The 26,583-nt window shown below is 64.6% G+C and carries 19 protein-coding genes and 1 tRNA gene; 15 read left to right on the top strand and 5 right to left on the bottom strand.

The features are described 5' to 3' along the window. Positions 1–8: 8 nt before the first annotated feature. From gltB to pyk, 3 genes are all read left to right on the top strand, one after another. Positions 9–4,622 (top strand): glutamate synthase large subunit, encoded by a 4,614-nt coding sequence (gltB, locus tag CQ017_RS02465; RefSeq protein WP_374954984.1) that lies wholly within the window; start codon positions 9–11, stop codon positions 4,620–4,622. Further along, positions 4,615–6,084 carry a glutamate synthase subunit beta gene (locus CQ017_RS02460; protein ID WP_105552343.1) on the top strand — a complete coding sequence of 490 codons (1,470 nt, stop codon included), beginning with the start codon at positions 4,615–4,617 and terminating at the stop codon, positions 6,082–6,084. Before gltB ends, CQ017_RS02460 begins: the two co-directional genes overlap by 8 nt. Positions 6,085–6,167: 83 nt before the next feature. Continuing rightward, the gene (gene pyk / locus CQ017_RS02455; protein WP_105552342.1) at positions 6,168–7,679 is read left to right on the top strand and encodes a pyruvate kinase; all 1,512 of its coding nucleotides are present in this window, start codon (positions 6,168–6,170) and stop codon (positions 7,677–7,679) included. 183 nt (positions 7,680–7,862) lie between these two features. Here pyk and CQ017_RS02450 read toward each other — a convergent pair. Further along, positions 7,863–7,944 (bottom strand) — tRNA-Leu (locus CQ017_RS02450). Between the two features lie 188 nt (positions 7,945–8,132). Between CQ017_RS02450 and CQ017_RS02445 the strand changes: the two genes are divergently transcribed. From CQ017_RS02445 to CQ017_RS02430, 4 genes are all read left to right on the top strand, one after another. Then, complete coding sequence (locus CQ017_RS02445; RefSeq protein WP_096285230.1) at positions 8,133–8,750, top strand: ANTAR domain-containing response regulator; 618 nt, start codon at positions 8,133–8,135, stop codon at positions 8,748–8,750. A 310-nt stretch (positions 8,751–9,060) separates the two neighbouring features. Then, on the top strand, positions 9,061–10,302 hold the full coding sequence (locus CQ017_RS02440; protein WP_105552341.1) for an inorganic phosphate transporter: 1,242 nt from the start codon (positions 9,061–9,063) through the stop codon (positions 10,300–10,302). After that, positions 10,299–10,535, top strand: coding sequence for a hypothetical protein (locus CQ017_RS02435; protein ID WP_105552340.1), 237 nt, complete (start codon positions 10,299–10,301; stop codon positions 10,533–10,535). Before CQ017_RS02440 ends, CQ017_RS02435 begins: the two co-directional genes overlap by 4 nt. A gap of 71 nt (positions 10,536–10,606) precedes the next feature. Further along, entirely contained in the window at positions 10,607–11,152 is a 546-nt protein-coding gene (locus CQ017_RS02430) for a dihydrofolate reductase family protein (RefSeq protein WP_105552339.1), read from the top strand. Positions 11,153–11,159: 7 nt separating this feature from the next. On the opposite strand, the gene CQ017_RS02425 is transcribed toward CQ017_RS02430, so the two are convergent. Next, complete coding sequence (locus CQ017_RS02425) at positions 11,160–11,645, bottom strand: hotdog fold thioesterase (protein WP_105552338.1); 486 nt, start codon at positions 11,643–11,645, stop codon at positions 11,160–11,162. Here CQ017_RS02425 and polA point away from each other — a divergent pair. The 5 genes from polA to CQ017_RS02400 all read left to right on the top strand — a co-directional run bounded on the left by polA (position 11,644) and on the right by CQ017_RS02400 (position 19,977). Further along, complete coding sequence (gene polA, locus CQ017_RS02420; protein WP_105552337.1) at positions 11,644–14,346, top strand: DNA polymerase I; 2,703 nt, start codon at positions 11,644–11,646, stop codon at positions 14,344–14,346. The genes CQ017_RS02425 and polA overlap by 2 nt on opposite strands. Before the next feature lie 101 nt (positions 14,347–14,447). Then, a complete protein-coding gene (locus tag CQ017_RS02415) occupies positions 14,448–15,350 on the top strand; it encodes a polysaccharide deacetylase family protein (protein WP_105552336.1) in 903 nt (300 codons plus the stop codon). A 67-nt stretch (positions 15,351–15,417) separates the two neighbouring features. Continuing rightward, positions 15,418–16,731 (top strand): GNAT family N-acetyltransferase, encoded by a 1,314-nt coding sequence (locus tag CQ017_RS02410; RefSeq protein WP_105552335.1) that lies wholly within the window; start codon positions 15,418–15,420, stop codon positions 16,729–16,731. Between the two features lie 218 nt (positions 16,732–16,949). Beyond that, a complete protein-coding gene (rpsA, locus tag CQ017_RS02405; protein ID WP_105552334.1) occupies positions 16,950–18,431 on the top strand; it encodes a 30S ribosomal protein S1 in 1,482 nt (493 codons plus the stop codon). A 232-nt stretch (positions 18,432–18,663) separates the two neighbouring features. Next, positions 18,664–19,977 (top strand): hypothetical protein, encoded by a 1,314-nt coding sequence (locus tag CQ017_RS02400; protein WP_105552333.1) that lies wholly within the window; start codon positions 18,664–18,666, stop codon positions 19,975–19,977. Here the strand turns inward: CQ017_RS02400 and CQ017_RS02395 are convergent. The 3 genes from CQ017_RS02395 to CQ017_RS02385 form a co-directional block, all read right to left on the bottom strand. After that, complete coding sequence (locus tag CQ017_RS02395) at positions 19,974–21,593, bottom strand: HNH endonuclease signature motif containing protein (protein ID WP_105552332.1); 1,620 nt, start codon at positions 21,591–21,593, stop codon at positions 19,974–19,976. The two genes, CQ017_RS02400 and CQ017_RS02395, sit on opposite strands and share 4 nt — an antisense overlap. Positions 21,594–21,655: 62 nt before the next feature. Beyond that, a complete protein-coding gene (locus CQ017_RS02390) occupies positions 21,656–22,774 on the bottom strand; it encodes a class I SAM-dependent methyltransferase (RefSeq protein WP_181148235.1) in 1,119 nt (372 codons plus the stop codon). Beyond that, a complete protein-coding gene (locus CQ017_RS02385; protein ID WP_105552330.1) occupies positions 22,771–23,442 on the bottom strand; it encodes a YigZ family protein in 672 nt (223 codons plus the stop codon). Before CQ017_RS02385 ends, CQ017_RS02390 begins: the two co-directional genes overlap by 4 nt. Before the next feature lie 26 nt (positions 23,443–23,468). Between CQ017_RS02385 and coaE the strand changes: the two genes are divergently transcribed. From coaE to uvrB, 3 genes are all read left to right on the top strand, one after another. Beyond that, positions 23,469–24,059 (top strand): dephospho-CoA kinase, encoded by a 591-nt coding sequence (gene coaE, locus CQ017_RS02380; protein WP_105552507.1) that lies wholly within the window; start codon positions 23,469–23,471, stop codon positions 24,057–24,059. Beyond that, the gene (locus tag CQ017_RS02375) at positions 24,059–24,316 is read left to right on the top strand and encodes a hypothetical protein (RefSeq protein ID WP_105552329.1); all 258 of its coding nucleotides are present in this window, start codon (positions 24,059–24,061) and stop codon (positions 24,314–24,316) included. The genes coaE and CQ017_RS02375 overlap by 1 nt, the downstream gene beginning before the upstream one ends. A gap of 62 nt (positions 24,317–24,378) precedes the next feature. Then, positions 24,379–26,460: an excinuclease ABC subunit UvrB gene (uvrB, locus tag CQ017_RS02370; protein ID WP_096285200.1), complete on the top strand. Its 2,082-nt coding sequence runs from the start codon at positions 24,379–24,381 to the stop codon at positions 26,458–26,460. Positions 26,461–26,583: the final 123 nt, after the last annotated feature.

The following is a 26,583-nucleotide window of genomic DNA, read 5'->3' as shown; positions in this document are numbered from 1 at the left end:
GCACGCTCATGAGCATGACCGGAGTCCAGTTGAACGCCTCGCCCGGATTTGGCGAGGCCGCCCCCTCGCCCTATACCCGATTCGCGGCAATTCCGCCGGCGCAGGGTTTATACGACCCGAGCGCCGAAAAGGATGCCTGCGGACTGGCGATGATTGCATCGCTGAAGAACCACCCAACTCATGAGATCGTCAGCCACGCGCTGACCGCGCTGCGCCGCCTGGAACACCGCGGGGCCATCGGCGCCGACGAGGGGACCGGCGACGGAGCGGGCATCCTGCTGCACCTGCCCGATGCCTTCCTGCGCGCCGTCACCGAATTCGAGCTGCCCGCCCCCGGGAGCTACGCGGTCGGCATGGGCTTCCTGCCCGCGGCGCAGAACGAACTGGAGTTCGCCAAGGCCGAACTCGAAGAGCTCGCCGCCGAAGAGTCGCTGACCGTGCTCGGCTGGCGCACCGTCCCGGTGGATCCGGAAGTACTTGGCGCCTCCGCCCGTGCGGTCATGCCGCATATCACCCAATTCTTCGTCGCCTCCAGCGCGGCCTCCGGCGAGCTCGACTCCCGGGCCCTGGACGCGGCAGCCTGGCGCATCCGCCGGCGCGCGCACAATAAGATCGGCGTCTACTTCGCCTCCTTCTCCGCGCAGTCCATCGTCTACAAGGGCATGGTCTCCACCGCCCAGCTCGAGCCGTTCTTCCCGGATCTGTCCGACGAGCGCTTCACCAGCCGCTGCGCCATCGTGCACTCGCGCTTCTCCACCAACACCTTCCCGTCGTGGCCGCTGGCCCAGCCGTTCCGCACCATCGCGCACAACGGCGAGATCAACACCGTCAAGGGCAACCGCAATTGGATGCGCGCCCGCCAGTCGACCCTGGAATCCGAGCTGCTCGGCGAGGTGCCCGAGGAGCTCTTCCCGATCTGCACCCCCGGCGCCTCGGACTCCGCGAGCTTCGACGAGGTCGCCGAGATGCTGATGCTCTCGGGGCGCAAGGTCACCGAGGCGATCATGATGATGATCCCGCAGCCCTGGGAAAACGACACCCAGATGGACGCCGATCTGCGCGCCTTCTACCAGTACCACTCGATGCTCATCGAACCGTGGGACGGCCCGGCGGCGGTCTGCTTCACCGACGGCCAGCTGGCCGGCGCGGTGCTGGACCGCAACGGACTGCGCCCGGCGCGCTGGTGGGTCACCGACGACGACCTGGTGGTGCTCGCCAGCGAGGTCGGCGTCATCGACATCGCCGAGGAGCATATCGTCTCCAAGGGCCGCGTGGCCCCGGGCAAGATGTTCGCGCTGGACCTGAATGCCGGACGCATCGTGGATGACGCCGAGATCAAGGCCGAGGTCGCCGCCGCGAAGCCGTGGCGCGAATGGGTCGGGACGAATATCAAGTCCCTGGAGGAGTTCCCGGACCTGGAGCATGTGCGCCACAATTCGGCCTCCGTGTTGCAGCGCCAGCTGACCTTCGGCTACACCGCCGAGGAGCTGCGCATGCTGCTGGCCCCGATGGCCACCACCGGCGCCGAGCCGCTGGGCGCCATGGGCACCGACAGCCCGATCGCCGCGCTCTCGCAGCGCCCGCGGCTGCTCTTCGACTACTTCACGCAGTCCTTCGCCCAGGTCACCAATCCGCCGCTGGATGCGATCCGCGAGGAGCTGGTCACCTCGATGCGCACCTCCATCGGACCCGACGGCAACCTGCTCTCCCTGGACCGCGTGGCGCAGACGCAGATCGATCTGGACTACCCGGTGCTGACCAACGACCAGGTCGCGAAGATCGTGAACCTGCGCGACGCGTCGGGCGCCAAGTACTCGCTGAAGGTCCGCGGGCTCTACCGCCCGGCCGGAGGCGAATCCGAACTGCGGGCCCGGCTGCAGGAAATCTGCGAAAAGGTCTCCGCCGCGGTGAACCGCGGGGTGCGCTACATCGTGCTCTCGGACCGCGACTCCTCCGCGGCCTGGGCTCCGATTCCGTCGCTGCTGCTGACCTCCGCGGTGCACCACCACCTGCTCAAGAGCTCGACCCGCACCCGCGTGTCGCTGATCATCGAGTCCGGCGACGCCCGCGAGGTCCACCACATCGCGCTGCTCATCGGCTACGGCGCCAGCGCCATCAACCCGTACCTCGCGCTGGAAAGCGTCGAGCAGCTGGCCGAGGAAGGCTCGCTGCCGGGCATCACCGGGCAGGCGGCCGCCGCGAACCTGATCAAGTCCCTGGGCAAGGGGGTGCTGAAGATCATGAGCAAGATGGGCATCTCCACGGTGTCCTCCTACTGCGGGGCGCAGACCTTCGAGGCCGTGGGGCTCTCCCAGCGCGTGGTCGACCAGTACTTCACCGGCACCGCCACCAAGCTCTCGGGCATCGAGCTCGACGTCGTCGCCGCCGAGGCCGCGGCCCGGCACGCCCGGGCCTACCCGGAGCATTCCGGGGCGAGCCAGCCCAACGAGCTGGAGGTGGGCGGGGAGTACCAGTGGCGCCGCGAAGGGCCGCCGCACCTGTTCGACCCGCAGACCGTATTCCGCCTGCAGCACTCCACCCGGACCCGCCGCTACGACGTGTTCAAGGAGTACACCAAGGCCGTCGACGACCAGGCCTCGGAGCTGAAAACCCTGCGCGGGCTGCTGAAGTTCAACACCGAGTCCATCACCCCGATCCCCATCGACGAGGTGGAACCGGTCAGCTCGATCGTGAAGCGCTTCGCCACCGGGGCGATGAGCTACGGTTCGATCTCCGCCGAGGCGCACGAGACCCTGGCCATCGCGATGAACCGGCTGGGCGGCAAGTCCAACACCGGCGAGGGCGGCGAGGATCCCGAGCGGCTGCTCGACCCGGTGCGCCGCAGCGCCGTGAAGCAGATCGCCTCGGGCCGCTTCGGGGTGACCAGCCTGTACCTGACCAACGCCGATGACATCCAGATCAAGATGGCCCAGGGCGCGAAGCCCGGCGAGGGCGGCCAGCTGATGAGCCAGAAGCTCTACCCGTGGATCGCCAAGACCCGCCACTCCACCCCGGGCGTGGGACTCATCTCCCCGCCGCCGCACCACGACATCTACTCGATCGAGGACCTGGCCCAGCTGATCCACGATGCGAAGTGCTCCAATCCGGCGGCGCGCGTGCACGTGAAGCTGGTCTCCGAGTCCGGCATCGGCACCGTCGCGGCCGGCGTGGCCAAGGCGAAGGCCGACGTCGTGCTGATCTCCGGGCACGATGGCGGCACCGGCGCTTCGCCGATGAATTCGCTCAAGCATGCGGGTACCCCGTGGGAGATCGGCCTGGCCGAGGCGCAGCAGACGCTGATCCTCAACGGGTTGCGCGACCGCGTCACCGTGCAGGTGGACGGCCAGCTGAAAACCGGGCGCGACGTGCTCATCGGCGCGCTGCTCGGCGCCGAGGAATTCGGCTTCGCCACCGCCCCGCTGGTGGTTTCGGGCTGCATCATGATGCGCGTGTGCCACCTGGACACCTGCCCGGTGGGCGTGGCCACGCAGAACCCCGCGCTGCGCGAACGCTTCAGCGGCAAGGCCGAATTCGTGGTGAACTTCTTCGAGTTCATCGCGCAAGAGGTCCGCGAACTGCTCGCCAGCCTGGGTGCGCGCACCCTGGAGGAGGTCATCGGCCGGGTGGAGCTGCTCAGCGGCGCGCAGGCCGGCGCCCACGACAAGGTCCAGTCCCTGGCCCTGGGCGCGATCACCCACGTGCCCGACGTGGAACTCACCGCACGCCGCCGCCGGATCGGCCAGGACCACGGTCTTGACAAGCATCTGGACCAGCGGCTCTTGGCCGCGGCCGCGCAGACCCTGACGGACCGGATCCCGGTGGTGATCGACGCGGACATCGTGAACACCGACCGTTCGGTGGGCACGCTGCTCGGCCACCACGTGACCAAGACCTTCGGGCTCGAGGAACTGGCCGCGGACACCATCCGGGTGAACCTGGCCGGGCGCGCGGGCCAGTCCCTGGGCGCCTTCCTGCCAGCCGGCATCACCCTCGGGCTCTCCGGCGACGCGAACGACTACGTCGGCAAGGGGCTCTCGGGCGGACGGATCGCCATCCACCCGCCGCGCACCACCCTGTCCAACCCGCAGGACCAGGTGATCGCCGGAAATGTGGTCGGCTACGGCGCGACCAGCGGCGAGATGTTCATCAACGGCATGGTCGGCGAACGGTTCGCGGTGCGCAACTCGGGCGCCACGATCGTCACCGAAGGCATCGGGGAACACGGCTGCGAGTACATGACCGGCGGCCGGGTGCTGATCCTCGGCGCCACCGGACGCAACTTCGGCGCCGGGATGTCCGGCGGCATGGCCTGGGTGCTGGACTTCGAGGAGAAGAACCTGAATCCGCTGGCCGCCGCGGCCGGCGATCTGCTGGTCCGCGGAATCGACGAGGCCGAGGCGCAGGCGATCCACGCGCTGCTCACCGAGCACATCGCGCTGACCGCCTCGCCGCAGGCGCAGCGCCTGATCCTGGATTGGGAGCAGACCCGCCAGCGCTTGACCAGCATCATCCCGCGCGATTTCGCCGCGGTTGAAAATATCCGTGCCGAAGCGGCGGCTGCCGGAGAGAATCCGGATTCGCCGCAGGTATGGGACAAGATTTTGGAGGTGACCCGTGGCTGATCCACGCGGATTCTTGAAGGTGACCGAACGCGTCACCCAACCCAAGCGCCCGGTGCCGGTGCGCCTGATGGACTACAAGGAGGTCCTTGAGCGCCAGCAGGCAGGTACGCTGCAGGAGCAGGCCTCGCGCTGCATGGACTGCGGCATCCCGTTCTGCCACCAGGGCTGCCCGCTGGGCAACCTGATCCCGGAGTTCAACGACCTGACCTACCGCGGGCGGATGGACGATGCCGCGGCCCGGCTGCTGAGCACCAACAACTTCCCGGAACTGACCGGTAAGCTGTGCCCCGCCCCCTGCGAGGCGGCCTGCGTGCTGAGCATCAACCAGCCCGCGGTCACCATCAAGCAGGTCGAGGCCGAGCTGGCCGAGCATCTGATGGACGCGGGCGACTTCATCGCGCAGCCGCCGGCGCGCCACACCGAGAAGCGCGTGGCCATCGTCGGTTCCGGTCCGGCCGGACTGGCTGCCGCCCAGCAGCTGACCCGGGTGGGCCACACCGTGGCGGTCTACGAGCGCGACGAGCAGATCGGCGGCCTGCTGCGCTTCGGCATCCCGGACTTCAAACTCGAAAAGCAGATCATCGACCGCCGCCTGGACCAGATGCGTGAGGAAGGCACGATCTTCCGCACCGGCATCGAGATCGGCAAGGAGATCAGCTGGGATCAATTGCGTCGCGATTATGACGCGGTGATCGTCGCCACCGGCGCCACCATCCCGCGGGAGCTGCCCATCCCGGGCCATGACCTGGATGGCGTGCACCACGCCATGGAGTTCCTCACAGAGAACAACCGCGTGGTGGCCGGAACCCTGGACGCTGCGCGCATCGATGCGAAGGGCAAGCACGTGATCGTGCTCGGCGGTGGCGACACCGGATCCGACTGCATCGGCACCGCGCTGCGCCAGGGAGCCGCTTCGGTGACCACCTTGGCCATCGGCCAGAAGCCGCCGACCGAACGCGCCGACACCCAGCCGTGGCCCACGATGCCGCTGCTCTTCGAGGTGCAGTCCTCGCATGAGGAGGGCGGCGAACGCAGCTATCTGGCCTCGACCGTGAACTTCGTTTCCGGCGAGGGAGCCGAGCAGAATAAGGTGATCGGTGTTACAGTTGCAGAGACAGAATTCGTTGCCGGCAAGCGCCTGCCGAAGCCTGGGACGGAACGCGTTATCAAAGCGGATCTGGTTCTCCTGGCTCTTGGCTTCACCGGTCCGGAACCTTCCGGGCTCGATGAGCAGCTCAGCATCGAATTCGACAACCGGGGCAACGTCGCCCGAGATGGCTACTACATGACGAACTCCGAATCGGTGTTCGCCGCCGGAGATGCCGGTCGGGGGCAGTCGCTGATCGTCTGGGCTATCGCCGAAGGCCGCGCTTGCGCCGCCGGAGTCGATAAGTTCCTGATGGAAACGACGAACCTTCCTGCACCAGTTGCTCCAACAGATAGAGCCATCAGCATCATTTGAGTGGCATAGGCTTTGATGCGGCGAACCCAAACGGGTTCGCCGCATTTTGCCTATGCAAACATGAAAGGCATTTGGCTGACGGTATGAGACGCGCAAAAATTGTGGCAACATGGGGCCCGGCCCTAGCGAGCTATGAAAACACCGTAGCGGTACTTCAAGCGGGCGTAGACGTCGCCCGACTGAACATGAGCCATGGAGACTACTCCATGCATGCTCAATCCTTGGCAAACGTACGTAACGCGGCGACCGAGGTGGGGCGCGCGGTCGGCATTTTCGCAGACCTGCAAGGCCCGAAGATCCGCCTGGGTCGTTTCAAGGACGACGCCAAGTACATCTTGGAAGTCGGCGAAGAATTCACCATTACCATCGAGGACATCCAGGGTACTCGCAACCTGTGCTCGACCACCTTCAAGGGCTTGCCAACCGATGTGAAGCCGGGGGACTTCCTGCTGATCAACGACGGCAAGGTGAAGCTCAAAGCCATCGAGGTCACCGATACCGAGGTGCGCTCCGAGGTCGTGGTCGGCGGCGAGGTCTCCAATAACAAGGGCATCAACCTGCCCGGCGTTGCGGTCAACGTGCCGGCGCTGAGCGAAAAGGACGAGGACGATCTGCGCTGGGCCATTCGTGCCGGCGTCGACATGATCGCGTTGTCCTTCGTGCGCAATGCCAGCGATATCGAGCGCGTGCACGAAATCATGGACGAGGAAGGCCGCCGCCTTCCGGTGATCGCAAAGATCGAGAAGCCGCAGGCAGTTGCCGCGCTGGAAGAAATCATCAACGCCTTCGACGCGATCATGGTTGCCCGTGGCGACCTGGGCGTGGAGCTGCCGCTGGAAGACGTTCCGGTGGTGCAGAAACGTGCGGTGGAGCTCGCGCGCCGCTGGGCCAAGCCGGTCATCGTCGCCACCCAGGTGCTCGAATCGATGATCGAATCGCCGACCCCAACCCGTGCCGAGGCTTCGGACTGCGCCAACGCGGTGCTCGACGGCGCCGACGCGGTGATGCTTTCGGGGGAGACCTCGGTGGGCGCCTACCCGGTGGAGACCGTGGAAACCATGTCGCGCATTATTTCCTCCACCGAGCAGCACGGGCTGGATCGCATTCCACGTCTCGGCTCGCAGCCGAAGACCCGTGGCGGCGCGATTACCCGTGCGGCCGTGGAAATCGCCGATCAGCTCGACGCGAAATACATCGTCGCCTTCACCCAGTCCGGTGACTCCGCACGACGCCTTTCGCGCCTGCGCCCGAAGCGCCCGGTGCTGGCCTTCACCCCGCTGCAGCAGACCTACAACATCATGACCCTGATGTGGGGAGTGCAGGCACGCCTGGTGGCCTACGCGGACCACACCGACAAGATGACCGCACAGGTCGATGAGCAGCTGCTCAGCGAAGGCCTGGCCCAGATCAACGATCTGGTTTGCATCGCTGCCGGTTCCCCTCCGGGGCAAGCCGGTTCGACCAATTCGCTGCGCGTGCACAAGGTCGGGGACCTGGCTGATGCCGGTCAGCTGGTCGACGGCAAGCCAATGCCGGCGCGCGAAGTTGTCGGGCCATGGGATCCTGCGAACGTTTCGACGCCCAAGGATCTCTAAGCCGTAGCTTTGAGCCAACAAAAGTGAGCCTGCCCGCAAGATCGTTTCATCGATCCTGCGGGCAGGCTCATTCGCGTTTGGAACCAATCCATCCTCGCTGCGAGATGCATCACAGGGGCGAATAATTAAAAGAAAAAATGCCGCCGGAGAGAGTTTTCACTTTCTCCGACGGCATTCATGATGTGCCCAAGGTGGGACTCGAACCCACACATCTTTCGATACCGCATTTTGAGTGCGGCGCGTCTACCGATTCCGCCACTTGGGCGAGCACATTGACGAGTTTACTAGAGGTTTCGTAGATTTCCTAATCGATAACCTCGCGTCATCGCCCTAATAAGGGTACATGCAAGTAGGCTTAGATACGAAACGGGAGCAGCGCGGCTCGCCGCGAAATACATCTTGAATTCTGCCGGCTAACGAGGCAGGTACGCAGACCACTAAGGAAGGCGCCCTATGAGCGAGCTACCAGAAATTACCAAAATCCCTTCCGAGGCGCCTTCCGCGGCGCGACGCGTGCTCGTAGCCGAAGACGAGACGCTGATCCGCCTGGATATCGTTGAGATCTTGCGCTCCGAAGGCTATGACGTGGTGGCCGAGGTCGACAACGGCCAGAGCGCGCTGGAGAAGGCGCGTGAGTTGAAGCCGGATCTGGTGCTGATGGATGTAAAGATGCCGGTGATGGATGGCATTACCGCCGCCGAGTCGATCGTCAAGGAGCGCATCGCCCCCGTCGTGCTGCTCACCGCATTCAGCCAAAAGGAATTGGTGGAGCGGGCGCGCGAAGCCGGCGCCATGGCCTACGTGGTCAAGCCCTTCACCCCGGCCGACCTGACCCCGGCGATCGAAATCGCGATTTCGCGCAACGACGAGCTGCGTGCCCTGGAGTCCGAGGTCAGCAACCTCGCCGAGCAGTTCGAGACTCGAAAGCTTGTGGACCGGGCCAAGTCGCTGCTCATCACCAAGATGGGGTTGACCGAACCGGAAGCATTCCGCTGGATCCAGAAGACCTCGATGGACCGTCGACTGAGCATGCGGCAGGTCGCGGACACCGTGATCGATCAGGTTAAGTAGCCTCCCGCCATTGCCTGCGGCGCAGCGAGCCGCGCGAATGTGCGCCAAGCCACCTATGGTTTGGCGCACATTTTCTCTGCCCGCAAAAGCGCGATCCGGCATGAACGCGGTAATTGCCTACTTGGGCACCAAAAGTTCATGCGGAATTTGCCCGGGGTTGGTTGACTGGCCGGATTGACGTATCTGTTCAGGGGCATAAGATTGAAATTGCGCTTTGAGCCCAATCCCGCACGCCATCATCTTCGCTGGATTTTGCAGCTCTCGGCCCAAGTTCTTTTTCCTTGCCGTTCGACCCTCAGGCTGGTATTCAATGGATTTGACGCTAATCGTCGTCCTGGTCATCGCCTTGGCGTTGTTTTTCGACTTCACCAATGGTTTTCATGACACGGCCAATGCGATGGCCACCCCAATCGCAACCGGAGCAATCACTCCGAAAAAGGCTGTAGCTCTCGCTGCGGTTTTGAACCTCGTCGGTGCTTTCCTCTCTACGGAGGTAGCCAAGACGATTTCTGGCGGCATTATCAACGAAGATCCCACCACCGGCGTGCAGATCATGCCGGAAATGATCTTTGCGGGACTTATGGGCGCGGTGATCTGGAACGTATTCACCTGGATGCTCGGCCTGCCTTCAAGCTCCTCCCACGCCCTGTTCGGTGGGCTGGTTGGCGCCGCGATCGTCGGTGCCGGGTTCGGCGCCATCGACTACGGGGTGTTGCTCTCCAAGGTGCTTCTGCCGGCATTGTGCGCCCCGCTGATTGCGGGCATTTCCGCGTATCTATGCACGAAGCTTGCGTACTCGATCACGAAACGGCAGAACGGCGCCTCGCCTAAACGCGGAGGCTTCCGCTACGGACAGATCTTCTCTTCCTCGCTCGTGGCGCTGGCGCACGGCACCAATGACGCGCAGAAGACCATGGGTGTTATCACCCTGACTCTGGTCGCTTCGGGGATGCAGAGCGCCGGCACCGGCCCGCACCTGTGGGTCGTTGCAACCTGTGCGGTGGCCATTGCCTTGGGCACCTACACCGGTGGCTGGCGCATTATCCGCACCATGGGTTCGGGGCTCACCGATGTGAAGCCCGCGCAGGGCTTCGCCGCCGAGGTTTCGACCGCCTCGGCAATTCTCACCTCATCGCACCTGGGCTTCGCCTTGTCCACCACGCAGGTGGCATCCGGCTCGGTCATCGGTTCCGGCCTGGGACGCAAGGGCGCAGAAGTGCGCTGGGGCACCGCGGGCCGCATTGCCCTGGGGTGGCTGTTCACCCTTCCGGCGGCCGCCATCGTTGGCGGTGCCGCCGCGGCGCTGACCCATATCGGCGCAGTCGGCGTCGGGATCGTCGCCGTCGTCGGCGTGGGAACCCTGCTGCTGTTCTGGTACATGTCCCGCAAGGACCATGTGGGGCACGATACCGCGATGTCCGACATCGATAATTCGGGAGCCGCGGTCAATATCCTTTCGAAGAAGGAGCGTCGCGCCCGCGCCAAGGCCGAAGCAACGGCGGCCCGGAAGCTTGCGCAGGAAGCCATGGACAAGGAAGCGGATATCTCATGATCGAATGGTCAGCTTTTCTCATCGTCGCGCTGGTCAGCTGGGTAGCTGCCATGTGCATCGTCGTCGCATACTCCTTTGGCGTGCGCCTGCTGGCGGTGGCCCGCGACGAGCACCGCAATACCCAGGTTAATAAGTACGGCGCCTACCTCTGCTTCGGACTGTGCGGGCTGATCGTGCTCTTCGGCGTGGTGCTCATCGTTCCGCAGCTGAGCGAAGCGATCTTGGGCCTCTAGGCATCCGGCACGCCCGGTGGGCGGCAAAAACTAGATATTGCCTTCGATGGAGGCACCCCTAGACTGGAGCTATGACTAGCTTCAAGTACTACGTGGGTGCCTCCATCGACGGCTTTGTGGCCGATCAGTCGGGCGACACGCATTGGCTACGCCCATTTACCGAGCTGCCCGGCTACCAGGCCGACCTTCGCGAGTTCTTCGACAGCATCGGCGCGGTGGTCATCGGCGGCAAAACCTACGAAACGATCGTGCGGGATATCGGCGAAGGGCACCTGCAATGGCCATTCGGCGCGAAGCCGGTGTGGATCTTCACGCACCATGAGCTTCCCTCGTTGCCCGACACGGACCTGACCTTCATCCGCGGTGAAATCAGTTTCTGGAGCCGTGACATTGCCAAAAGCGCCGGAGCCGGAGATGTCTGGCTCGTGGGCGGTGCGGATCTGGCCGGCGGCTTTATCGAGGCCGGAATGCTCGACGAACTCACCGTGGTGACGGTGCCGGTGTTCCTCGGCGGCGGGGTGAACATTTTCGGCCGCGATGCCAACGCGCAGCTATCCGGACTGAAAATCCGTGAACTCGGCGACGATATATTCGCCGCAAGCTACGCCGTCTCCTAGCGCTCGGCTAGCCCTCGATGGGCAGGAGCATATTGGTGATTCGGGCCGTGGCCACGCGTTGGCCTGCCTCGTTGGTGATGACGATCTCATGGGTGGTGATGCGCCGGCCCAAATGCAGCGGCGTGCACACGGCGCTGACCAAGCCCTGGCGCGCGGCCTTGTGGTGGGTGACATTCAGGTCGACTCCAACCGGGTTTGCCTTGCCCCGTGCGTGCAGGGCGGCAGCCATCGAGCCCAAGGTTTCGGCCAGCGCGGCGGATGCCCCGCCGTGCAGGATGCCCACCACCTGAGCGTTTCCTGCTACCGGCATGGTCGCGCAAACTCGGTCGGCGCCAAACTCGGTGAAGTGGATATCAAGCTTTTCGACCAGGGTGCCCACCCCGTGTCCCTGGAGAAAAGGCCACATCGCCTGCGGGACACCATGCCTAGTCAACTGCTGGGCAAAGGGGTGTGCTGAAGATTGCTCGTCGTGAGAAGTGAAATTGTCGCTCATGGCAACTAGGCTTTCAGGTGTGAGCGAAACTACCAAAACGACATTCACGTCGGACAAGAAACTTCTGATCATCGACGGACACTCGATGGCCTTCCGCGCGTTCTATGCGCTGCCAGCCGAAAACTTTGCGACAAGTACCGGCCAGCACACCAATGCCGTCCACGGATTCGTCTCCATGCTATTGACGATGATCCGCCAGCAGAAGCCCACGCACGTTGCGGTGGCCTTCGACCTGGACACCCCAACGTTCCGTTCCCTGGAATACACCGAATACAAGGGCGGACGAAATAAGACTCCGGAAGAATTCTATGGCCAGATCGACCTGATTCAAGAGGTCATGAAGGCGATGAACATTCCCAGCATCACCCTTGAAAGCTTTGAGGCCGACGACATCCTGGCCACCCTGGCAACCCAGGGCGAAGCGCAGGGCTTCGAAGTCCTTGTCGTCTCCGGTGACCGCGATGCCTTCCAGCTGATCACCGACAAGACCATGGTGCTCTATCCGAAGAAGGGCATTAGCGATATCCCGCCGATGGACGCCGAAGCGGTAGAAACCAAGTATTTCGTGCGCCCCGAGCGCTACTCGGATCTGGCCGCGCTGGTGGGGGAGACCGCCGACAACCTGCCGGGCGTGCCCGGCGTGGGACCGAAGACCGCCGCGAAATGGCTGAACCTCTACGGCGACCTCAACGGCATCCTGGAAAATGCCGACGCGATCAAGGGCAAGGTCGGCGAGAGCCTGCGCGCCCACCTGGACAACGTCACCCGCAACCGGCGGCTGAACCAGTTGCGCCACGATCTGGAACTGCCGGTGACCCTGGACGAAGCCGAACTGGTCGCGCCGAACCGCGACGAGATCGAAAACCTCTTTGACGCCCTGGAATTCAACACCCTGCGCAAGCGGCTCTTCGATCTCTTTGCCGCGCAGGAGGACGAAGAGCAGCCTGAAGCGGCGGCGTTCGAGCGACTTGAAGCGAAGGATGCGAAGGCACTGGGCGAATTCATCGCCCAGGGCGAGGGAGCGCCGATTGCGGTGCAAGCGGCGGTGACCGCGGGCGAAGCCGTCGGGGTGGCACTGTTCCGTGAGGGCAAGGCGCTCTGGCTGGAACTGTCCAGCCTGGGCGAAGACACCGAGAAGGTGCTTGCCGGCTTCCTGGCCGACGCGCAGGCACCGAAGATCTTCCACGACGCGAAACTCGCCATGCACCGGCTCTACGAGCGTGGCTTCCGCGTCGCCGGCCTAGGCGATGACACGTTGATCAGCGCCTACCTGATCCAGCCGGACCGGCGCAGCCACGAGCTGGTGGATCTGGTGCAATACCACCTGAAGTACACGGTTCCGGTGCTCAAGCCGGCGAAGAAGGGCGAACTGGATCTGGGTCTCACCGCGGACCTGATCGAGCCGACGCTGGCGCAGGCACAGGCGATTTTTGATCTGTCCGCGTTCCTCGCCACCAAGCTCGCCGAAAAGCATGCCGCGGAGCTGGCCAAGGACATGGAGCTGCCGCTGATCGACGTGCTCTTCGAGATGGAGCGTGCGGGCATCGCGGTGAGCCGGGAACGCCTGGACGAGCTGCACGCGCACTTCACCTCGCAGGTGGACCAGGCCACCAAGGAAGCCTACGATTCCATCGGGCACGAGGTGAACCTCTCCAGTCCGAAGCAGCTGCAGGTGGTGCTCTTCGAAGAGCTCGACCTTCCGAAAACCAAGAAGATCAAAACCGGTTTCACCACCGATGCCGAATCCCTGCAGGATTTGCTGGTCAAGACCCAGCACCCGTTCCTGGTGGCGTTGATGGCGTACCGCGAGGCGATCAAGCTGCGCCAGACCGTTGAGGGGCTGCTCAAATCGATCGGCGACGATGGCCGGATCCACACCACCTATGCGCAGACGGTGGCCGCGACCGGACGCTTGTCCAGCCTGAACCCGAACCTGCAGAACATCCCGATCCGCTCTGAAGAGGGCCGGCGCATCCGCGACGTGTTCGTCGTCGGCGAGGGATACGAAACCCTGCTGACCGTGGACTACTCGCAGATCGAAATGCGCATCATGGCGCATCTGTCCGGCGACGAGGGCCTGATCGAGGCCTACCAGAGCGGCGAGGACCTGCACCGGTTCGTCGGTTCGCATGTCTTCGATGTGGCCCCCGAAGAGGTCACCAGCGAGATGCGTTCGAAGGTGAAGGCGATGAGCTACGGCCTGGCCTACGGGCTGAGCTCCTTCGGGCTGTCCAAGCAGCTGAAGATCTCCGTCGACGAGGCGCGCACGCTGATGAAGGACTACTTCGCACGCTTTGGCGCGGTGCGCACCTATCTGCGTTCCGTCGTCGACCAGGCGCGCAAGGACGGCTACACCGAAACGATCTTCGGCCGCCGGCGCTACCTGCCGGAGCTCAACAGCTCCGATCGCAGGCTGCGCGATATCGCCGAACGCGCGGCGCTGAACGCGCCGATCCAGGGATCCGCCGCGGATCTGCTGAAGGTCGCGATGCTGAACATTGCCAAGCTGCTGGCAGAGGGGAAGTACAAATCCCGGATGCTTTTGCAGGTGCACGATGAGCTGGTGCTGGAAATAGCCGCCGGTGAACTCGACGCGGTGCAGGAACTGGTGACGGGCGAGATGAGCCGGGCCGCCGAGCTGAAGGTCCCCTTGGACGTCCAGCCGGGAATCGGCAAGTCCTGGCATGAGGCCGAGCATTAGGAGCCCTGCTCCCGAAGCGAAGCAAACACCGCGGGGCAGGGGCATCTGATGGTGCACCTGCCCCTCGGTGCGAACCACTGTGCATGATGGAAGAGACGAACATGGAACAGCGCTCGCGCCGCTGGGCTTTGAAGGCCGGAGCCTTGGGCTTCGGGGCAGCCGCAGCGGGGCTGCTTAGCAGCTGCGCTGCACAGGTGCCCAAGGGTGCGTCGGAATCGATGGCTGCATCCTCGCCTGTTTCGACAACCAGTACCCCTGCAACCAACGCGCCCTCGTCCGTTGCCAGCCCCGCGCAGCAGTACCCCACGCGCGCGCAGATCATCGAGCAATTCAAGAATGCTCCGGCAGGCGAGTTCGGTTTGGAGGCCAAGGGGATCGAACTGGCGATGCCCACCGGGAAAAATAGGGTGGCGCTGACCTTTGACGCCTGCGGGGGAGCGCATGGTTCGGCTATCGACCATGCCCTGATCGATGCCTTGCGCGAGCGCGAGATGCCCGCAACATTGTTCGTCAACCAGCGATGGGCCAGGAGCAACGGCAGATACTTGGCGCAGCTGGTAGACGATCCATTGTTTGAAATCGCAAATCATGGAACCTCGCATGTTCCATTGACCATAGATGGGCAAGCGGCCTACGGAATTTCCGGAACTCGTTCGGTGGGCGAAGCCTACGACGAGGTCATGGGCAACCAGCGGTATCTGAACGATGAGTTCGGGGTGGCGGCGCGGTTTTTCCGATCGGGCACCGCGCATATGGATGAGGTCTCAGCGGCGCTGTGCCGCCAGCTGGGACTGATCCCGATGAACTTCACGGTGAATCTGGATGCGGGCGCGACCTTCCCGGCAGCAACGGTGGCCGCACAATTTCAGTTGCTGAAGGACGGCGGCGTGGGGATCGGGCATTTCAACCAACCGGCGTCAGGCACGGCCCGGGGGATCGCTCGCGGACTGGCTGGTGCCCTCCAGGACGGACTGGAGTTCGTTAAGCTCTCCGAAGCCTGGTGAACCCCTTGCGCCGCACCTGCGCTAGCATAGACTGTGATCAGCCACATATTTCCTGCCGAGGAGCACGATGGAATTAGCAAGCAAGCCGAAGCTGGAAACCCGGACCTACCAGGCCACCGTCCGCAGCCCCGAGCTCGATGAATCGATCAAGCTGTTCCACCAGGCCACCGGGATCGGCTTCTATGAGCAGCTGCCCGAAGAGAACCAGTGGTCGAACTACCTGGATCTGACCTACGCGCTGAAAATGCGCTTTTCACTGGTGTTCGATCCAGCTGCCGAGCCGCACTCGCGACATGCCGCGCACCCGGTGCACACCTATGGCGCGTTCCCAGGGCTGCTCAATGCCGGCGGCCAGGCGCCCGTTGCAGCGCACAAGATTACTGCGGTCACGGTCGCTCCGAGCTATCGGCGGCGCGGAATCCTGTCGAGGCAGATCACTGCCGAACTGGCTTATGCCCAGCAGGCGGGATTCCCGATTGCGGCGTTGACCGCGTCGGAGGCGACCATTTACGGGCGGTACGGCTTCGAGCCAGCCACCTACCAAAGCCGATTCACGCTCAAGTGCGCCCACGGGGTCAAGCTGCGGGTGCAGGTGCCTGGACAGGTGATCGACATCGATCCGAAGCAGTTCGGAGCCGAGTATGCTGCGCTGGCCGTGCGTGCGCTGGAGCAAACCTTCGGTTCCGTGGACAGCACCGAGTACGACAACGGCTTCGCCCTGGGACGCTGGGACACTTGGGAGACCTTGGATAAGCCGAAGAACCTGCGCTTCGCCGCTTATTACGACGGCGCCGGCCAGCTCGGTGGTTTCGCCGCCTACAAGTTCGGCGGATGGGATGAGCCCAAGGCAAAGCTGGTCGTGCAAAAGCTGGTGGCCACGAGCGACGCCGCCCGCTTCAAGCTCTTCGAGTACCTGGGCAACCATGACCTGGTCGAGGAAGTGCACGGCCAAGGCCCTGTGGCGGATCCACTGCGCAATGTACTGGATAACGTGCGGGACTACCAGGTGCGTTCGATCGATGATGTGCTGTGGCTTCGGGTGCTTGACGTTGCCGCTGCCTTCGAAGCCCGCGGCTACCAGCGTGACGGCCGTCTGCTGTTGTGCGTGAATGATCCGATGAACCTGATCTCCGGAACCTACCTGTTCGACGTGTCCGATTCCCGCGCCACGGTGAGCCGAATCGAGGAAGGGCAGGCCGAATCCGATCTGCCGCGGGTGGCGCTGTCGGAGCGGGATCTGGCTGGACTGTATCTGGGCACTGTTCAGCTGGACCTCCTGCTTGCGTCAGGACGCGCTGAACTGGAAGGCGGAGGAACAGCAGGGCCGTGGCTGGACTTATTCAGCACGGCTTGCGAGGGATTCACTCCGCACGGTTTCTAGTGGGACGGGTCGCATTAACCGGCAGATATGACGAAGTTCACAAAACGCTTGCGAGGATGTTGGCGGGTTACGCTTTGACCCGCCGTGTGCTAGGCGCGTAGACTTGAACAGCGTGCCATGGCTTTGTCGTGTCCGCATTCATGTTCTACCCCCTTCGAAATTCCGGGACTTCCGGGGTTTCGACTGATCAAATCTATCCACATCGGAGTCCCTACTACATGACCATCACCTCGAACGAGAACAGCAGCGCACCAGTTGTCGCAATTAACGACATCGGATCCGCTGAGGACTTCTTGGCCGCAGTCGATGCCACCATCAAGTACTTCAACGATGGTGACCTCGTCGAAGGCACCGTCGTCAAGGTTGACCACGACGAAGTTCTGCTCGATATCGGTTACAAGACCGAAGGTGTCATCCCTTCCCGCGAGCTTTCCATCAAGCACGACGTTGACCCAGGTGAAGTTGTCACCGTTGGCGACAGCGTCGAAGCCTTGGTCCTGACCAAGGAAGACAAGGAAGGCCGTCTGATCTTGTCCAAGAAGCGCGCTCAGTACGAGCGTGCCTGGGGCGACATTGAGAAGATCAAGGAAGAAGACGGCGTCGTTACCGGTACCGTCATCGAGGTTGTCAAGGGTGGCCTCATCCTGGACATCGGCCTGCGTGGCTTCTTGCCAGCATCGCTCGTCGAGATGCGCCGTGTGCGCGACCTGGCTCCGTACATCGGCCAGGAAATCGAAGCCAAGATCATCGAGCTGGACAAGAACCGCAACAACGTTGTGCTTTCCCGCCGTGCATGGCTCGAGCAGACCCAGTCCGAGGTCCGCTCGACCTTCCTCAACAAGCTGGAAAAGGGCCAGGTTCGTCCGGGCGTCGTTTCCTCCATCGTCAACTTCGGTGCATTCGTGGACCTTGGCGGCGTAGACGGTCTCGTCCACGTTTCCGAGCTGTCCTGGAAGCACATCGACCACCCATCCGAGGTTGTCGAAGTTGGCCAGGAAGTCACCGTCGAGGTTCTCGAAGTCGATCTGGACCGCGAGCGCGTTTCGCTGTCGCTGAAGGCTACCCAGGAAGATCCTTGGCAGACCTTCGCCCGCACTCACGCGCTGGGCCAGGTTGTACCAGGTAAGGTCACCAAGTTGGTTCCATTCGGTGCGTTCGTTCGCGTCGAAGACGGCATCGAAGGCCTTGTCCACATCTCCGAGCTTGCAGTGCGCCACGTTGAACTGGCCGAGCAGGTTGTCTCCGTGGGCGACGAGCTGTTCGTCAAGGTCATCGACATCGACCTGGAACGCCGCCGCATCTCGCTGTCGCTCAAGCAGGCTAACGAAGGCGTGGACCCAGAGGGTACCGAATTCGATCCAGCTCTGTACGGCATGGCCGCAGAGTACGACGAAGAGGGCAACTACAAGTACCCAGAGGGCTTCGACCCAGAGTCGAACGAATGGCTCGAGGGCTTCGACACCCAGCGCGCCGCTTGGGAGGCACAGTACGCTGCCGCTCAGGAGCGTTGGGAAGCTCACAAGAAGCAGGTTGTTGCCGCAATCGCTGCCGACGCAGAAGCAGAGCCTGCTGCTGCCGGCGAAACTGCCGCAGCTGCTGCTCCAGCATCGTACTCCTCGGAGGCTCCAGCCACCGATGCAGGCACCCTGGCTTCGGACGAAGCACTGGCTGCCCTGCGCGAGAAGCTGACCGGCAACTAATTTCTGTTGCTGCGCTGAGCTTAGCGTCAAGCTAGGCAAGTACTGAGAGGAAAGGTCCAACCCGCTCCGGGTTGGGCCTTTCCTTCATTTAACTGCTCTTTTCCAGATGCGGTTCATCCAGGCTGCGTAGGGGGCGTATTGAAGATCAACCCAAAGGTGGAGTGCAAGCATAAAGTCCGGCCTATAGACTAAATCATTGTTAGCGGGTAGTCGAGGCCGGTGAGGATAAGCAATGGCTCAGTTGAAGGCGAGATACGCCTCGGAGGGAGTGCGGGCGGCGCAAAGCAAGCCTGTGCCGTTCTACTCGGTGACCGAGGAAGAGTGGCGCAGCATCCCGCGCGACATCCCCAATGTGATCGTCCTGCTCGCGAGCTGGCTGCCGCTGATCGCGTTGAACGTTTACCTGTTCCGCTTCGCCTACCGCGATCGGGAAGAGCTCGAACTGGGCGGACTGCTGACCTTCTCGGTGATCGCCGCATGCGTTGCGGTGATGTGGGCCGCCTGCCGGATCGCGCCCTGGCTGGCTTTGACGGCGACGGCCGCGCTGTATCTGATCCTGCAGCCAGTGGGTGTGCCGCAGCTGGTGCTGCTGGGCAGCGGCGCCTTCTTCGGGCTGCTGGCGCTGACGGGACTGTTCAATCAGCTGCGCTTTATCGCCAGGTTGCGTCGTTGGCGTGCTCTTTCAACCTCCACGGTCGATATTCCGCCCGAGCAGCGCTCGCGGTTGCACGCCTACCGGCAATTGCCGAAAACGTTGTGGTATCTGGCGCTGGGCTCGATGATCTACCCCTTGCTGAAGCTGGTCTGGCAGTTTTTCACCGATGCGAAGCAGGTGGTCAACGCGCTGGATCGGGATCGCATCGACTCCCTGGTCATCGGAGTCATGGCATTGGCTCTGTGCCTGGTCGTGGTGCTCGTGCGGTTCATCGAACAACGGCTGGCCGGGCACCTTGCACTGGAGATCCCGCTGGCCCGGGGATATGGACCGCTGAGTTTCACCGCGGTGGGCAAGGTGGTGCCGGCCGAGCCGCTGTCCGGGGGCGGATGCGACTGCACGGATCCGGGCCGGGAGCCCAAGACGCTGGAATACGGGCAATTCGCCGAATGCCTCGATAACTGCCGGGTGCATGGGATCGCGGCGGTTAATAACTTGAGCCCCGCCGAATTCTTGCGCGTGGCCGATCAGCCATGGGTCTGGGGCGAGCATGTCAGCGACCGTCTGGTGCGGCGCGGGGACCGGATGGTGATCGCCGGGCTCAGCGGCTGGGACTCGATGCCGGTGCGTTTGGAGGTGCGTACGGTGTTCGGCCAGGGCCGCCAAGCGGCCGCGAACTACCTGCCGCGCCGGGCCGCGGAACCGCGCAAACGCCAGGCGCGTGGACTGCATTGGCGCGATGGAGCGGATAACACCATGCAGGTCGAACAGTTTGACCCGGCCGCACTGCCGGAGTTCGAGCGGATCTCCTTGGCTGGCGCCGGGATCGATGGCTATGCGGTGCGGGTGCGCAGCAAGCGGCCGTTTATCTGCGGGCACCCGGTAGGCTAGGCCGCGCGGCGGGCATTGATGCTGTTGCGTTGCGGAGTCTGCGTCGGATCGACGAATTTGGGCAGGATGACCTGCGGGACGCCGCCGTTGGAGGCAACCTTCAGCACTCCGGCATGCACGTCGTGATGATGCCCGGTGCACAGGCAGCAGCCCAGGTACACCGCGGTGGGTCCGCCGTTTGACCACCACCAGATGTGGTGGAGTTCGCAGTGCTCGGGCGGCACGGTGCAACCGGGCACAATGCAGCCACGGTCTCTGGCTTTGATCGCCCGGCGCATGTACTTGGGGAAGTTTCGTTGTTCGCGGCCGATGTCCAGGATTTCTCCGCGGCCGCCGAGCACCAGGGGAATGATCTTCGCTTTGGCCAGGGCCTGTCTCAGGTCGGTGGGCCGCATTTCAAAGCCGCTGTCGGTCACCCCGTGGGTTTTGGCCAATCCGGTCAGCTCCGCCAAGGTCAGATGGACCATGATGGTGGGCTGAACCACCGGGATCTCGGGGTCCGCCGGGGCGAGCGCCTCGCCGGGTGTGCCCGCGGAGGGCTTCTGCGCGGTGCGGGCGGTCAGCAGCCGGCTGAGCTTCTGGCTATTGACCGTCAACAGGTTCATCAGCCCCTGCAGTCGGCGCCGGGCGACCGTCGCCTCCACCAGCGGGTTCCAGGTGCTCGCCGCGGCCTGTTCGTCGGAGACGAAATCCGGGTGCTCCGGGATGGCGCCCGATGCGTGGGCCGATTCGACTTGGCGGCTGGCGGCGCCGGCCTCGGTGCGCGGATTGTCCGCCTGCGAAAGCAGCGATTCGAAGGCATCGGCGTCCAAGGCGGAGAGCCGGACCTGGTAGACGATGAGCCCATCCTTTTCACCCTGGCGGTAGATTCCGGCAGCCGACTCCGGCTCGAGCTCGGCAGCAGTGGCCTTGGCGGATTTGATCAGCTGGTTCAACTTCTTGGACCGGGTTTTCGGTTCCGGCTCCTCCAGCAGTTCCACGGCGGCTTCTTCGACCAGCTGCCCGCTGGCATCCTGCGCACAGGCCGTGCCGGGTGCGTCGAATTCTCCCGGAACCGGTTCGAGCTTATGCAGCCGGCGGGCGGCGCTCAGCGTTTCGCGCGGGTCGGCGCCGCGGGTCGCGAAGCGTTGGGCGAGGCGGGGGAATTGCGCCGGGTAGCGGTTTCCCTGCTGGTCGAATTGGCAGATGACCAGGTGCGCGTCCTCCACCCGGCGGCGGGCCTCGAAAATGTCGAGGTTCAGCCAGGCGGCGAGGAGTTCCGTCGCGCCCTTGTAGCTGGGGCGGGACTCGGCGAAGGCAGGGGCGGTGGCGTAGTCGATGGCCTGCGCGCGCAGCGCGTCGAGGGTGGCGATGTCCAAGCGGTGCGCGCCGCTGGCTTCGACCAGGTGGGCGCAGTGGGTTTGGGTGCGGACCGCCTCATGGGCCAGCCGTTCGGTGTGCGCGCTCAGGGCCAGCGCGGCCCGCGGGTCGGTGAGCGTGGTGCTGGCGGTGCGCAGGGCGGGCAGGATGCCGGCGGCGAGCGAGGACAGGGCCAGCAGCTCGGGGGTGGAAAGTTCCCCCGAGCCGGCCAGCTGCGCTTGCAGATCCGCGACGGTCTGCTCGATCCTCGTACTCATGGCTCCAGTGTGCCCGGGGCGCGGCCCGAAGCGCGCGGCCGGGGTCCGGGGTGTGGATAAGGTCAGCGGCGGCGAACGGAGCGGGTGACGGTGAAGGTGGAGTTGCGGGCGAGCTGCTCGGTGGGGCCGATGCGCCGGGCGAGCTCGCCGCGGTAGCGCAGGTGCGAGTTGAAGACGCAGAGCAGGATCCCGCCCTCGGCCAGCACGCGGGCCGCCTCGTCGATCAATTTCAGCGCGATGCCGGCGTGGACCGTGTTCCCGATGTGGAAGGGCGGATTGAGCGTGACCAGCGTGGCGCTGGCCGCGGGGTGCCGGGCCAGGCCGTCGTCCTGCACGGCGCTGATCCGTCCTTCGAGCCCATTGGCGGCGGCCGAAAGCCGGGTGGAGGCGACCGCCGAGGCCGAATGATCCGAGGCGTCCACGCGCAGCGCGCGGTGGGTGAGCGCGGCGTAGACTCCGATGGAGCCGTTGCCGCAGGCCAGATCGAGCAGCGTGGCATGGTCGGAGAGCTCCGGCAGGTTCTCCAGCAGCAGCCGGGTGCCCGGGTCCAGGCGTTGCGCGCCGAAGGTGGCCGCCCCGGCGCGCAGGGTGAATTCGGTCCCGTTCACCGAATGCGTGGCCGCGAGCGGGTAGGCGCCCGACGGTGCCCCGGGCAAGGGGGTGTGCACGGTGAGCACGCGGGCCTTCTGCCGGGCGTGCGAGACCTCCAGGGCGGCGAAGCGCTTGGCCAGCAGCTCGTTCATCGTGCGGTTCATATGCTTGAGCATGCCGCCGGCGTGCACGATGGTGTGCGCGTCGCACTGTGCGGCGATGGCGGCGGCCTGCTCCTCGAGCACATCCAGCCCGCGCGGCAGGCAGAGCAGCACCAGGGTCGCGCCGCGGGCTACCTCATCGAGCGCGCGGAATTCCAGACGGTCCGCCCAGTCCGGGGCCAGCCGTTGCAGGTTCGCGCTGATCGCCCGCGCGGAGGTCAGCGAGTCGGTGTGCACCTGCACCCGGCTTGCGCCGGAGGCCAGCGCCCCGAGGGCCAGCGCGCCGTAATGGTCCCCGATCACGGCCACCGTTTCCGGCCAGTGCGTGACGGTGTCCAGGATCAGCCGGTCCGCGGCATCGGCGGCGAAGAGGTTCTCCGCCTCGATATCGGGCCAGCGGCGCAGCTGCGCCAGGAGTTCGCGGCTCATAGGTCCACCCATCTGGTGTCGATCGGGCGCAGCATTCCGGCGCCGGAGGTCAGTGTGGCGATGGCGGTGCGCAGCGCCTGGGCGTCACCGGGCTCGTCGTTGATGCCGATGCGCAGCACCGCGTCGGTCTCCCGCCAGAGCGTGTCGCCCAGCTGGTAGCCGGCGGAGCGCAGCTCGTTCTCCCAGCGGGCGGCCAGCGCATGCGCGGCGGGCAGCTCGAAGAGGCGCAGCCGTTGGCGGGTGCGCAGGGCCGCGTGGTTCAGCGCCTGGGAGACGGAGTCGGAATAGGCGCGGACCAGGCCGCCGGCGCCGAGCTTGATGCCGCCGAAGTAGCGCACGCAGACGGCGAGGACATCGGAGAGGTCAGCGCCCTGCCCGGTATCGCGTTTGGCCAGCGCCTCGAGCATCGGGATGCCGGCGGTGCCCGAGGGCTCCCCGTCGTCGTTCGAACGCTGGGTCATCCGATCCGGGCCGATGATGAACGCGCTGCAGTGGTGGCGGGCGTCGAAATGGGTTTTGCGCAGCGCCGCGAGATGCGTCCGGGCGGCGGCCTCGGATTCGACGCGGAAGAGGTAGGTGATGAAGCGCGAACGCTTGATCTCGACCTCGTGCACGCTGTCGCCGCCGAGCGTGGTGTAGCGGGTGGCGGCCGAGTCGTTGGTGTTCATCGTACTTAGTTTATAGGGTGGTAGACATGATCCATGTGGGACTGACCGGCGGCGTGGCTTCCGGCAAATCGGCAGTGGCGGCGCGTCTGGTCGAACTCGGCGCGGTGCTGATCGACGCGGACAAGCTCGCCCGGGAGGTTGTTGCGCCCGGAACCCCGGGCCTGGAAGCAATCCGGACGGCCTTCGGGGAGGGAGTTTTCTCCGCCGACGGGTCGCTGGACCGGGCGGCGCTCGGTGCGCTGGTCTTCGGCGACGAGGCCCAGCGGCGCAAGCTCAACGCGATCGTGCACCCGCTGGTGCGCGCCCGGGCGCAGGAGCTGCGCGCGGCCGCGGGGCAGCAGGCGATCGTGGTGGAGGACATTCCGCTGCTCGCCGAATCCGGGCAGGCGCAGGATTTTGACACCGTCATCGTCGTGCAGGCCCCCCGCGCGGAGCGGATCCGCCGGATGATCGAGGACCGCGGGTGGACCCGGGCGGATGCCGAATCCCGGATGGCCGCCCAGGCCAGCGACGCGCAGCGTGCGCAGATCGCCGATCATCTGCTGCATAATGAGGGGACACTCGAAGAGCTCCGCGCCCGGGTGACCGAACTATTTGAGAAGGAACTGCGCCGCTGATGCTGAAAATTTCGAAGTGGACGATGCTGGCGAGCTTCGCGCTCGCGCTGGTGCTCTGGCTGGGCTTCGGGGGCCGGGCGGAATATGTTGCCTCCAATGGCCCCTACTCGCCGGTGGTGTATCTCTCCGGCTGGATCGCCCTGCTCGGGCTGATCGCCGCCACGGCGCTGACCGTCGGGTTCTTCGGCGCGCAGATCCGCCGGACCGCGGCGCGCAATGCGGTGCGCACCGGCACCCGGCTGGGCCGCGGCAGGTAATTTCGCGATCGGCATGCCCCCAAGCGTAGGCGAGTGTCGGTGCGCCTCGTTATGCTGGAGGCATGAGCCTTGCACAGCCGATCAAGCGCGTCGTCGCCCCCTTCGAAGTCGTCAGCGAATACACCCCCGCCGGAGATCAGCCCACCGCCATCGCGGAGCTGACCCAAAGGCTCAACGGCGGCGAGAAGGACATCGTGCTGCTCGGCGCCACCGGTACCGGCAAGTCGGCGACCACCGCCTGGCTGGTGGAGCAGGTGCAGCGCCCCACCCTGGTGCTGGTGCAGAACAAGACGCTCGCCGCGCAGCTGGCCAACGAATTCCGCGAGCTGATGCCGAATAACGCGATCGAGTACTTCGTCTCCTACTACGACTACTACCAGCCCGAAGCCTATGTCGCGCAGACCGATACCTTCATCGAAAAGGATTCCTCGGTCAACGAGGAGGTCGAGCGGCTGCGCCACTCGGCGACCAACTCGCTGCTCACCCGCCGGGACGTGATCGTCGTCGCCACGGTGTCCTGCATCTACGGCTTGGGCACCCCAGAGGAGTACGTGGAGGGCATGGTCACGGTGCGCCGGGGCGAGGAGCTGAACCGCGACGCGATGCTGCGCCAGTTCGTGGCCATGCAGTACACCCGAAATGACATGGACTTCCACCGCGGCACCTTCCGGGTGCGCGGGGACACCGTGGAGATCATCCCGATGTACGAGGAGCAGGCGCTGCGCATCGAGTTCTTCGGCGACGAGGTGGAGGCGATCTATACGCTGCACCCGGTGACCGGGGAGGTCATCCGCGAGGAAACCGAAATGTATATCTTCCCGGCCAGCCACTATGTCGCCGGCGCCGAGCGCATGCACAAGGCGATCAAGACCATCGAGGACGAGCTGGCGGCGCGGCTGAAGGAGCTGGAGTCGCAGAATAAGCTCGTCGAGGCCCAGCGCTTGCGCATGCGCACCACCTATGACCTGGAAATGATGGAGCAGATGGGCTTCTGCAACGGCATCGAGAATTATTCGCGGCATATCGACGGCCGCGAGTCGGGCAGCGCCCCGCACTGCTTGATCGACTATTTCCCCGATGACTTCCTGCTGGTGATCGACGAGTCGCATGTGACGGTGCCGCAGATCGGCGCCATGTACGAAGGCGATATGTCGCGCAAGCGCAACCTGGTGGAGCACGGCTTCCGGCTCCCTTCGGCCATGGACAACCGACCGCTGAAGTGGGATGAATTCCTGGAGCGCGTCGGGCAGACCGTGTACCTTTCGGCGACCCCGGGCAAATACGAGCTGGGCAAGGCCGATGGCTTCGTGGAGCAGATCATTCGCCCCACCGGGCTGATCGACCCGGAGATCATCGTCAAGCCCACCAAGGGGCAGATCGATGACCTGCTCGACGAGATCCGCGTGCGTGTGGCGCGCAACGAGCGCGTGCTGGTGACCACGCTGACCAAGCGGATGGCCGAGGATCTGACCGACTACCTGACCGAGCACCAGATCCGCGTGCAATACCTGCACTCGGATGTGGACACGATCCGCCGCGTGGAGCTGCTGCGCGAATTGCGCATGGGCTCCTTCGACGTGCTGGTGGGCATCAACCTGCTGCGTGAGGGGCTCGACCTTCCCGAGGTGTCGCTGGTGACGATCCTGGATGCGGACAAGCAGGGCTTTTTGCGTTCGGCGACCAGCCTGATCCAGACGATCGGCCGTGCCGCGCGCAACGTGTCCGGCCAGGTGATCATGTACGCGGACAAGGTCACCGACGCGATGGAGAAGGCCATCGAAGAAACCAACCGCCGCCGGGAGATCCAGCGGGCGCACAACGAGAAGCATGGGATCGATCCGACCCCGTTGCGCAAGAAGATCGCCGATATCACCGATCAGCTGGCCCGCGAGGATGCCGACACCCAGGAGCTGCTGAGCAACAACCGCTTGGCCAAGGACGCCAAGCGCAAGGCCGCGCCGATCCGCAAGGACGGGTTGGCCGCCGCGCCGGCGGAAGACCTGCTCGGGCAGATCGAGCAGATGACCGAGCAGATGCATGCAGCGGCCGCCGAGCTGCAGTTCGAGCTGGCCGCGCGCATCCGCGACGAGGTGGGGGAGCTGAAGAAGGAGCTACGCCAGATGAAGGACGCCGGCCACGCTTAACACAATGTTAATCGGCGCCGTCCGACGGCCCGCTGACTAGCGCGGATGCGGGCGCTGGGGGCGCCGGAAGGGCGGTCTGCCGGGGGTGGGGCGTGCCACTTGAGGCGCGCGCGGGACGGCCTG

The organism is Arthrobacter sp. MYb224, assembly GCF_002975455.1.
Lineage (GTDB): Bacteria > Actinomycetota > Actinomycetes > Actinomycetales > Micrococcaceae > Glutamicibacter.
Note: the sequence above shows the minus strand (reverse complement) of the source record. Positions and strands in the feature narration are given on the sequence as shown.

What these genes read in the sequence shown, in the direction of transcription:
- gltB (WP_374954984.1), top strand. Translation starts at nt 9, where the DNA reads ATGAGCATGACCGGAGTCCAGTTGAACGCCTCGCCCGGATTTGGCGAG.
- pyk (WP_105552342.1), top strand. Translation starts at nt 6,168, where the DNA reads ATGAGACGCGCAAAAATTGTGGCAACATGGGGCCCGGCCCTAGCGAGC.
- CQ017_RS02445 (WP_096285230.1), top strand. Translation starts at nt 8,133, where the DNA reads ATGAGCGAGCTACCAGAAATTACCAAAATCCCTTCCGAGGCGCCTTCC.
- CQ017_RS02440 (WP_105552341.1), top strand. Translation starts at nt 9,061, where the DNA reads ATGGATTTGACGCTAATCGTCGTCCTGGTCATCGCCTTGGCGTTGTTT.
- CQ017_RS02435 (WP_105552340.1), top strand. Translation starts at nt 10,299, where the DNA reads ATGATCGAATGGTCAGCTTTTCTCATCGTCGCGCTGGTCAGCTGGGTA.
- CQ017_RS02430 (WP_105552339.1), top strand. Translation starts at nt 10,607, where the DNA reads ATGACTAGCTTCAAGTACTACGTGGGTGCCTCCATCGACGGCTTTGTG.
- polA (WP_105552337.1), top strand. Translation starts at nt 11,644, where the DNA reads ATGGCAACTAGGCTTTCAGGTGTGAGCGAAACTACCAAAACGACATTC.
- CQ017_RS02425 (WP_105552338.1), bottom strand. Translation starts at nt 11,645, where the DNA reads ATGAGCGACAATTTCACTTCTCACGACGAGCAATCTTCAGCACACCCC.
- CQ017_RS02415 (WP_105552336.1), top strand. Translation starts at nt 14,448, where the DNA reads ATGGAACAGCGCTCGCGCCGCTGGGCTTTGAAGGCCGGAGCCTTGGGC.
- CQ017_RS02410 (WP_105552335.1), top strand. Translation starts at nt 15,418, where the DNA reads ATGGAATTAGCAAGCAAGCCGAAGCTGGAAACCCGGACCTACCAGGCC.
- rpsA (WP_105552334.1), top strand. Translation starts at nt 16,950, where the DNA reads ATGACCATCACCTCGAACGAGAACAGCAGCGCACCAGTTGTCGCAATT.
- CQ017_RS02400 (WP_105552333.1), top strand. Translation starts at nt 18,664, where the DNA reads ATGGCTCAGTTGAAGGCGAGATACGCCTCGGAGGGAGTGCGGGCGGCG.
- CQ017_RS02395 (WP_105552332.1), bottom strand. Translation starts at nt 21,593, where the DNA reads ATGAGTACGAGGATCGAGCAGACCGTCGCGGATCTGCAAGCGCAGCTG.
- CQ017_RS02390 (WP_181148235.1), bottom strand. Translation starts at nt 22,774, where the DNA reads ATGAGCCGCGAACTCCTGGCGCAGCTGCGCCGCTGGCCCGATATCGAG.
- CQ017_RS02385 (WP_105552330.1), bottom strand. Translation starts at nt 23,442, where the DNA reads ATGAACACCAACGACTCGGCCGCCACCCGCTACACCACGCTCGGCGGC.
- coaE (WP_105552507.1), top strand. Translation starts at nt 23,469, where the DNA reads ATGATCCATGTGGGACTGACCGGCGGCGTGGCTTCCGGCAAATCGGCA.
- CQ017_RS02375 (WP_105552329.1), top strand. Translation starts at nt 24,059, where the DNA reads ATGCTGAAAATTTCGAAGTGGACGATGCTGGCGAGCTTCGCGCTCGCG.
- uvrB (WP_096285200.1), top strand. Translation starts at nt 24,379, where the DNA reads ATGAGCCTTGCACAGCCGATCAAGCGCGTCGTCGCCCCCTTCGAAGTC.